Origin of the sequence: Cryobacterium lactosi, from assembly GCF_004403945.1 — a bacterium.
Taxonomy (GTDB): Bacteria; Actinomycetota; Actinomycetes; order Actinomycetales; family Microbacteriaceae; genus Cryobacterium; species Cryobacterium lactosi.
Map to the genome: position 1 here is coordinate 117,077 of NZ_SOHM01000040.1, position 6,802 is coordinate 123,878.

Sequence of the window (6,802 nt, forward strand, 5' to 3'; positions counted from 1 at the left end):
AGAGCGTATCGCCGGGAGGACAGGTCGAGCGCAGATACGGTCACAATCACTTCCCTGCTGGTCACTTCATGATTTCGCCCGCGAGGCACGGCAGAACTGACGGAATGTCAGCTCCTGGTCGCAGACGGTATCCTCATTCGGATCCGTTCGCTGTAGCCCCTTAGGGGGTGATCCGCTCACCGCACGACCGAGGGTGACCACGCGTGGGCCAGGAACAGCTCGGGTTCCCCATCACCGTCGGCGGACACCGCCCAGATGTCGCTGTCGCCGACCGTGTCGTCCCGGCCGAGCCCGTAGAGGATGGTGTCGTCATCCAGCCAGACGACCTGGTCGTCGACGTCGCGCTTCTCGGGCAGCAGCGTCTCGGTGCCTGTCGCGAGGTCCAGTACGGCGATCGTCCACCGCGGCGTGGCTGTGGTGGACACCTCCTTCTTGTAGGCGATCCGCCCGCCGTCGGGTGACAGCGACGGGCATTCAGCGGTGTCCTTGATGGCCGTCAATGTGCGGGCGGTGAGGTCACCGCGCACCAGCCAGGTCTGGTTGTTCGAGGCCGCCGTCGCATAGAACACGGAGGCGTCGTCGCTGAACGTGACCCCCCAGATGTTCCGGTCGGCGGCGGTGACGCGCACGTCGTCCACGTACAGCGCGAAGTCCTCGAGGTTGCCGAAGTCCTGGCTGCCGTCGGTTCGGGAGATCGTCGTCGTGGTGGAGAATCCCACGGTGCCGTACGACTCACCGGTCACGAATGACGTGGCGGCGACCAGGGTGGAGTCGGCCGAGATGCGGGTGCGGCTGGGCACCCCGGCCAGGGGCCATGAGCGGGTTTCCCGACCGGCGGCGTCGATCAGGGTGCCGGTGAACGTTGTGACCACGCCCCGGTCGACATGCAGGCACGATTGCAGGGCGGCGGTGGCGAAGACCCGGTCGCAGGCCAGATCGGTGACGCTGCGGGCCGCCGTGGGGTCTGACAGGGGAACAGAGGCTACGAGGCCGTACCCGGCGCCGAGCGCGGTATTGCGAAAGACCACTCGTGCTCCGGCCGGTCGGGTGTCTGTGACCACGGACTCCACCTCGCTGGGGGCGGACGCGCGGGCCCGGTGCTCGGCCCACGCCACGATCCCGTACCCGGCGGCACCGGACAGCAGAACGATGCCGATGATGGACACCAGCCAGATCCGGCGTCGGGTGGTCATCACGCCGCCGTCAACGGCCAGGACGGCGGCTCGGTGAAGCCGCGGGGTGTTCGACGGAGGGAACTCGATTTTTCACGTGTCATCGCCTGCAGTTTCGGGTTACAGGTGTTGCATCGGATAGGAGCTCCGCGCGGGACGGAGGTAAGTGGGCGCACCGAAAAGAGGCGGCCGGGCTTGCTTTGAGCTGCCTCAGCGCAGCGTTTCGTGACTGTAGCGCGGGCGGTGCGGCGGGCCTGACCCCAGATCGGGGGTGTTGTCTGGAGCGGTTCGGGGTCAGCTTTCCGCGGAGAAGATGCCGAACACCGTGTACTCGGAGCCTGAAGCGACGGGGGAGGCGGTGAGCGTCACCGTGTTCACTCCCCGGGTGAAAACGAGCGCGGATGAGCCGTCGGGCGCCGGCACCGGGGCGCTGACCAAACCGAGTTCCGTCAGGGTGGCGCTGTAGAAGTCCAGTACCTCCTGGGTGGTGAGAGGCGTCTGGGCCACCAGCGCTGCCTGCAGCCGAGAACCCTCGGCCGCGACCGAACTGGAGGCGATCGAGGACTGCGGCGCCGCGGGAAGGACCTGATCGGGGAATCCGGCCACCACCGAACCGACCGCGCTTGACGTGTCGGGCAGCGGCAGCGACACCAGGGCCGGCAGCGGGGACGGCGACTCCGGTGCGGGGTCGGCCGCTGCGTCCGGATCATTCGCACGCGCCTCGGTGGACACTCCCGGCGGGGCCGTCGACGATGACCCCGGCAGAGCGGCCGACGGGGCGGGCGTGGCGGATTCCGCTCCGGGGGCGGACGGTGCCTGCCGACCCCCGCCGGCCTGCGACGTCACCGACGGCGCGGGCGCGGTGCTGGATTGCTGAACGAACAGCGCTCCGGTCGTGACGAGGACGACGGCGGCGACCGAGATGACCGCAACGAGTCGGCGGCGCACGGTCAACGCTCCGAGGGAACGACAGACAGGGCGCCGTCCACTTCCCGATATCGCTCTCCGGTGGCTGGGCAGGTGTACAGGTTGTCGCCGGCAGACACCAGGGGGATGCCCGCGGGGCCGACCCAGCCGACCTGCCGGGCGGGCACGCCGGCCACGATGGCGTGATCGGGGACATCCCGCGTCACGACGGCGCCGGCGGCGACCAGGGCCCACCGGCCGATCCGGACCGGGGCGATGCAGACGGCGCGGGCGCCGATCGAGGCGCCGGTGCCCACGTTCACGCCGACCGCGTCCCAGTCCGCGGCGCTCTTCCGGCTGCCGTCGATGTTCACGGCGCGGGGGAACACGTCATTGGTGAAGACGACGGCGGGACCGACGAAGACGCCGTCACCCAGCACGGCCGGTTCGTAGATCAACGCGTAGTTCTGGACCTTGCAGTTCGCACCCAGAATGACGCCCGGGCCGATGTACACGCCACGGCCCAGTATCGACCCTGCGCCCAGCTGCGCGTCCTCGCGCACCTGGGCAAGGTGCCAGATGGTGACGTCGGTCCCGACGACGGCGCGGGGGTCCACGTCGGCGGTGGGTGCGATCTGGTCGGTCTGCTGCGTCATGAGTGCCGTCCCGAGGGTCGTTCAGAGAGGGTCAGTGCGTCTGGTCGCCCTCAGTATGACCGGATTGGCCCGACTCGGCGAGATCCGCCGCCGGCCGACTAGCCCAACCGGGCGAGCCGGCTCACATCGTCGCGCGGAAGCTCGTCGGCGACGGCGGTGACCCTGAGCACGTGCAGCAGGACGGCGGCGCCCGCGGAAGAGAGGAACGCGGTGTCTGCCGCGTCCCGGCCTGTGGCGATCCGCATCAGCGTCTGGCGCGGGGCGAGCCCGGTGGCGTCGACGACCTGCCAGGCTCCGTCGACATACGCCTCGGCGACGGCGTGGAAGTCCATCGGCGACAGCCCGGGCGCGTAGACCGACACCAGCCGGGCGGGCACATCGTGCGCGCGCAGGAACGCGATGACGAGGTGGGCATAGTCACGGCAGACGCCCTGCCGGGCCAGCAGGGTGCGCACCGCGCCATCCGTCGGCAGGCTGGCCCCGGGAACGTAGCTGAGGTGCCTGCCCACCCAGGTCGTTATCGCGTCGAGCAGGTCGGTGCCGGTGCGTCCGCGGAACTCGGCCTGGGCGGTGGGCCATAGGTGGTCGGATTCGCAGTAGCGGCTGGGCCGCAGGTATCGCACGATGTCGATGTCGGACACCTCGGGCGGTTCGACGTCGCCCGACACCTCGACCGTGTAGTCGATGGTGACCCGGCCGGCCTGCACGGAGATCAGCTGCAGCCTGGTGCCGTGCTGGTCCAGGGTCTCACGGTAGGCCAGCTCGTGGCCGTCCTGAACGACCGTGAGCAGCTCTGTCGCGTTGGCATCCGCGGCGACGGCGACGGACAGGACCAGCTCGGCGGACCCGAGGGCTTCAAGCTCGAGATGCGCGGAAGCGGAGCGTTTCATGCCCACATCGTCGCATACATGCGCGAACTGTGAGAAAAGCACCACATCCGGCGATTTTTGGGTGCTTAGCTCACGGTTCGCAGCATAAAAAAAGGCCACCCCCCGGTAGAAGCCCAGGGAATGGCCAAGTGGCCCCGACCGGCGTCGATCCGGTGACCTTTCGATTTTCAGTCGAACGCTCTACCAACTGAGCTACAGGGCCTCGACGGCAGCTGCAAGAGATGCCTTCGAAAGGACGAAAAGCCCCTTCTTTCGAAAGGGCCTGTCGCCTTGGCGACCCTGACCGGACTTGAACCGGCGACCTCCGCCGTGACAGGGCGGCGCGCTAACCAACTGCGCTACAGGGCCAAACTTTAATGCTGTGTTTCTTGATGCTGTGGTGCGGTGTTTCTTTCTTGCTTTCTTACTTTTCTTGCCGAGTACAACCTACAGTATGCGTAGCCCCAACGGGATTCGAACCCGTGTTAACGCCGTGAAAGGGCGCCGTCCTAGGCCGCTAAACGATGGGGCCGAACTTCCGCGGAAGCTGACAACTTCCGACGCATAATCATAAGTGTTGGACGAGCGATAGTTCAAATCGACTGCAACACCCCGTGCGCCCAGGGTCGCTCCAGGGGTGCATCTGCCGCGTGATTCCGGGCCGGAACCCGAATCGGCCGGAATTGGCCGTCGGCGTGTCGCTTTGCACCGCGCCCACGAATGGGCCCGGTTCCTGACGCCTGGAGGGTTAGGTTTTACCCGTACCCTGGCCATTCAGCGGGGTTTGTTATTGTGACCAGAGTTAACAAAGTGACGAATGTGACAAGCACCAAGCCCGATCGGGGAGTTATGAAGCACACTGCACGTGCGATCAGCCGCGGAATTCACGCCGGCCTGCACAGGCTGCGGTCGAACCCGCAGCGGCACAACGCCAAGCGTGCCAATGCCCGGCGGGTGACCATGGGCGTGACCGGCTTCACCGCCGCGGTGACTCTCGCGGTGACCCTCGCCAGCCCGATCAGCCCCGCGATGGCCGTGGACTATCCCAGCTGGGACGATGTGCAGGCCGCGAAGTCCAACACCGCCGCAGCCTCAGCCCAGGTCACCGAGATCCAGAACCTCATCGCCGGGCTGCAGACCGAAGTTGAGCGCACCCAGGCCGAGGCCGAGGCCCGCGGAGCCGAACTCGAAACCGCCCAGGCGAAGTTCGACGATGCCACGCGACGTGCCAACGACCTGCAGGCCCAGGCCGACACCAGTAAAACCGAGGCCGATGCCGCCACCACGCAGGCGGGCCAGCTCGCCGCCCAGCTCTACCGCACCGGCGGCACCGACCTGAGCGTCAACCTCTTCATCGATGGGCAGAAGAGCGGCGAAGGCGCCGATGAACTCCTCTCCAAGCTCGGCAGCATGAGCAAGCTCGTCGAGCGCAGCACTGACGTGTACGAGCAGGCCCAGACCGCCAACAACACCGCCCAGGCACTCGGCGACCAGGCCGCCGTGGCCCAGGACGAGCGGGAGACCCTGCGCGTCGCGGCCGAGGCCGCCATGGCCGCTGCCCAGGATGCCGCGGATGCGGCGGAGGGAGCCCTCGCCGACTCCGAGGCACAGAGCGTGATCCTCGAACAGCAGCTGCAGTTCATGCAGGATGCCCAGGCGACCACCACCGCAGGCTACGAGGCCGGGGTGGCCGAACGCGCCCGGATCGCGGCCGAAGCCGAGAAGGCGCGCCTCGCCGCGGTCGCAGCGGAGGCCGCTCGTGCCGCTGCAGCCCGGCCAGGTTCCGGTTCGTCCGGCGGCGGATCTCCCGGAGCCGGACTCGGCGGCGGCCAGGTCGGCAACCAGGGCTGGGGCGTCCCGGCCGGTGGACGCATCACCGACGGTTTCGGTCCCCGCTCCGTGCTCTGCGGCAGCGGTGGCTGCAGCAGCGGCTACCACTACGGCACCGACATCGGCACCGGTTGCAGCGCCCCGATCTACGCTGCCGCCTCCGGCACCGTCACCTACGCAGGGCGCTACGGCACCTACGGCAACTTCGTGCTGATCAGCCATGGCAACGGCGTCGAAACCGGCTACGCGCACATCCGCGACGGTGGCGTCTTCGTCTCGGTCGGCCAGAATGTCTCGGTCGGCCAGAACATCGCCAGCTCCGGCACCACCGGAGCCTCCACCGGCTGCCACCTGCACTTCGAGGTGCGCACCGGCGGCAACCGCATCAACGCCGTTCCGTTTATGTCCGACAGGGGAGCCCCACTTGGCTGAGCACACACCTACCCGCCGTTCGCGGCGTACCTCGGCCGCGTTGTTGTCGGCAGCCATGATCGGCTCGGTCACCGTCGCGGCCGGCGTGGCTGCACCGGCCTTCGCCGACGAGGACTATCCCAGCTGGGATGAGGTCGCCAAGGCCAAGGAGAGCGAAGCCACCAAGGCCAAGGAGATCGAGAACCTCACCGGCCTCCTCGAGGGGTTGCAGACGTCCTCCGCCGACGCCTCGCAGAGCTCACAAATGGCCGCGGAGGCCTACAGGGTCACCCAGGATGACCTCGACGCGGCCACCGCCAGGGAGGAAAGCCTGGACAAGCAGTCCGCCGTGGCGCAGAAGGCCGCGGAGACCTCGAAGATGCGGGCCGGCCTGATCGCCGCGCACCTGGCCAAGACCGGCGCCCAGGACCTCTCCCTGAACCTGTTCCTCAACGGCAACACCGCCGACGACCTGCTCAGCCAGCTCGGCACGGCCAGCAAGCTCAGCGAACAGTCCGAGACCATCTACCGGCAGGCCGTGCAGGACAAGAACACCGCAGAATCGCTCATCGCCCAGGCCGCCGCCGCCACCGCGGAACGCAAACGCCTCAGCACCGAGTCCAAGGACAAGTACGAGTCGGCCAACGACGCCGCCCTGAGCGCCCAAGCGGCCCTGGACGCCGAGCTGAAGAAGTCGGCAGAGCTTTACGAACAGCTGGCCTTGCTCAAGGACACCACGGCCGATGTGGAGCGCGAGTACCAGACCGGACTGAACGCCGCCGCATCCGCAGCCGCTCTGGCCAAGGCCCAGGCGGCCGCTGCTGCCGCTGTGAAGAACAATCAGCCGGCCGCGTCCGCTCCCGCAGCGCCCGCCGCACCGGCGGCTCCCGCACCGGCTGCTCCAGCGGCCCCCGCCGCCCCTGCCGCGCCCGCCACCGGCGGCTCAGGGAGCGCGCCC

6 protein-coding genes and 3 tRNA genes are annotated in these 6,802 nt (G+C 68.3%); 2 read left to right on the plus strand and 7 right to left on the minus strand.

Annotated elements, in window-relative coordinates; genetic code table 11:
* Positions 1 to 176: 176 nt before the first annotated feature.
* The 7 genes from E3T61_RS19150 to E3T61_RS19180 all read right to left on the minus strand — a co-directional run bounded on the left by E3T61_RS19150 (position 177) and on the right by E3T61_RS19180 (position 4,135).
* A complete protein-coding gene (locus tag E3T61_RS19150; RefSeq protein ID WP_134642441.1) occupies positions 177 to 1,193 on the minus strand; it encodes a TolB family protein in 1,017 nt (338 codons plus the stop codon).
* 273 nt (positions 1,194 to 1,466) lie between these two features.
* The gene (locus E3T61_RS19155; RefSeq protein ID WP_134642442.1) at positions 1,467 to 2,120 is read right to left on the minus strand and encodes a hypothetical protein; all 654 of its coding nucleotides are present in this window, start codon (positions 2,118 to 2,120) and stop codon (positions 1,467 to 1,469) included.
* 2 nt (positions 2,121 to 2,122) lie between these two features.
* Positions 2,123 to 2,734, minus strand: coding sequence for an acyltransferase (locus E3T61_RS19160; RefSeq protein WP_134642443.1), 612 nt, complete (start codon positions 2,732 to 2,734; stop codon positions 2,123 to 2,125).
* 98 nt (positions 2,735 to 2,832) lie between these two features.
* Positions 2,833 to 3,624: a transglutaminase-like domain-containing protein gene (locus tag E3T61_RS19165; RefSeq protein ID WP_134642444.1), complete on the minus strand. Its 792-nt coding sequence runs from the start codon at positions 3,622 to 3,624 to the stop codon at positions 2,833 to 2,835.
* Positions 3,625 to 3,753: 129 nt separating this feature from the next.
* A tRNA-Phe gene (locus E3T61_RS19170) sits at positions 3,754 to 3,826 on the minus strand.
* A gap of 69 nt (positions 3,827 to 3,895) precedes the next feature.
* Positions 3,896 to 3,972: transfer RNA gene (locus E3T61_RS19175), tRNA-Asp, on the minus strand.
* A 90-nt stretch (positions 3,973 to 4,062) separates the two neighbouring features.
* Positions 4,063 to 4,135, minus strand: a tRNA-Glu gene (locus E3T61_RS19180).
* A gap of 317 nt (positions 4,136 to 4,452) precedes the next feature.
* Between E3T61_RS19180 and E3T61_RS19185 the strand changes: the two genes are divergently transcribed.
* Together E3T61_RS19185 and E3T61_RS19190 are read left to right on the plus strand one after the other, a co-directional pair.
* Positions 4,453 to 5,865: a peptidoglycan DD-metalloendopeptidase family protein gene (locus tag E3T61_RS19185; RefSeq protein ID WP_241992691.1), complete on the plus strand. Its 1,413-nt coding sequence runs from the start codon at positions 4,453 to 4,455 to the stop codon at positions 5,863 to 5,865.
* Positions 5,858 to 6,802, plus strand: a 945-nt coding sequence (locus tag E3T61_RS19190; RefSeq protein ID WP_134642445.1) for a coiled-coil domain-containing protein, incomplete at its 3' end; no start/stop codon positions are given. The genes E3T61_RS19185 and E3T61_RS19190, both read left to right, overlap by 8 nt.

What these genes read in the sequence shown, in the direction of transcription:
- E3T61_RS19150 (WP_134642441.1), bottom strand. Translation starts at nt 1,193, where the DNA reads ATGACCACCCGACGCCGGATCTGGCTGGTGTCCATCATCGGCATCGTT.
- E3T61_RS19165 (WP_134642444.1), bottom strand. Translation starts at nt 3,624, where the DNA reads ATGAAACGCTCCGCTTCCGCGCATCTCGAGCTTGAAGCCCTCGGGTCC.
- E3T61_RS19185 (WP_241992691.1), top strand. Translation starts at nt 4,453, where the DNA reads ATGAAGCACACTGCACGTGCGATCAGCCGCGGAATTCACGCCGGCCTG.
- E3T61_RS19160 (WP_134642443.1), bottom strand. Translation starts at nt 2,734, where the DNA reads ATGACGCAGCAGACCGACCAGATCGCACCCACCGCCGACGTGGACCCC.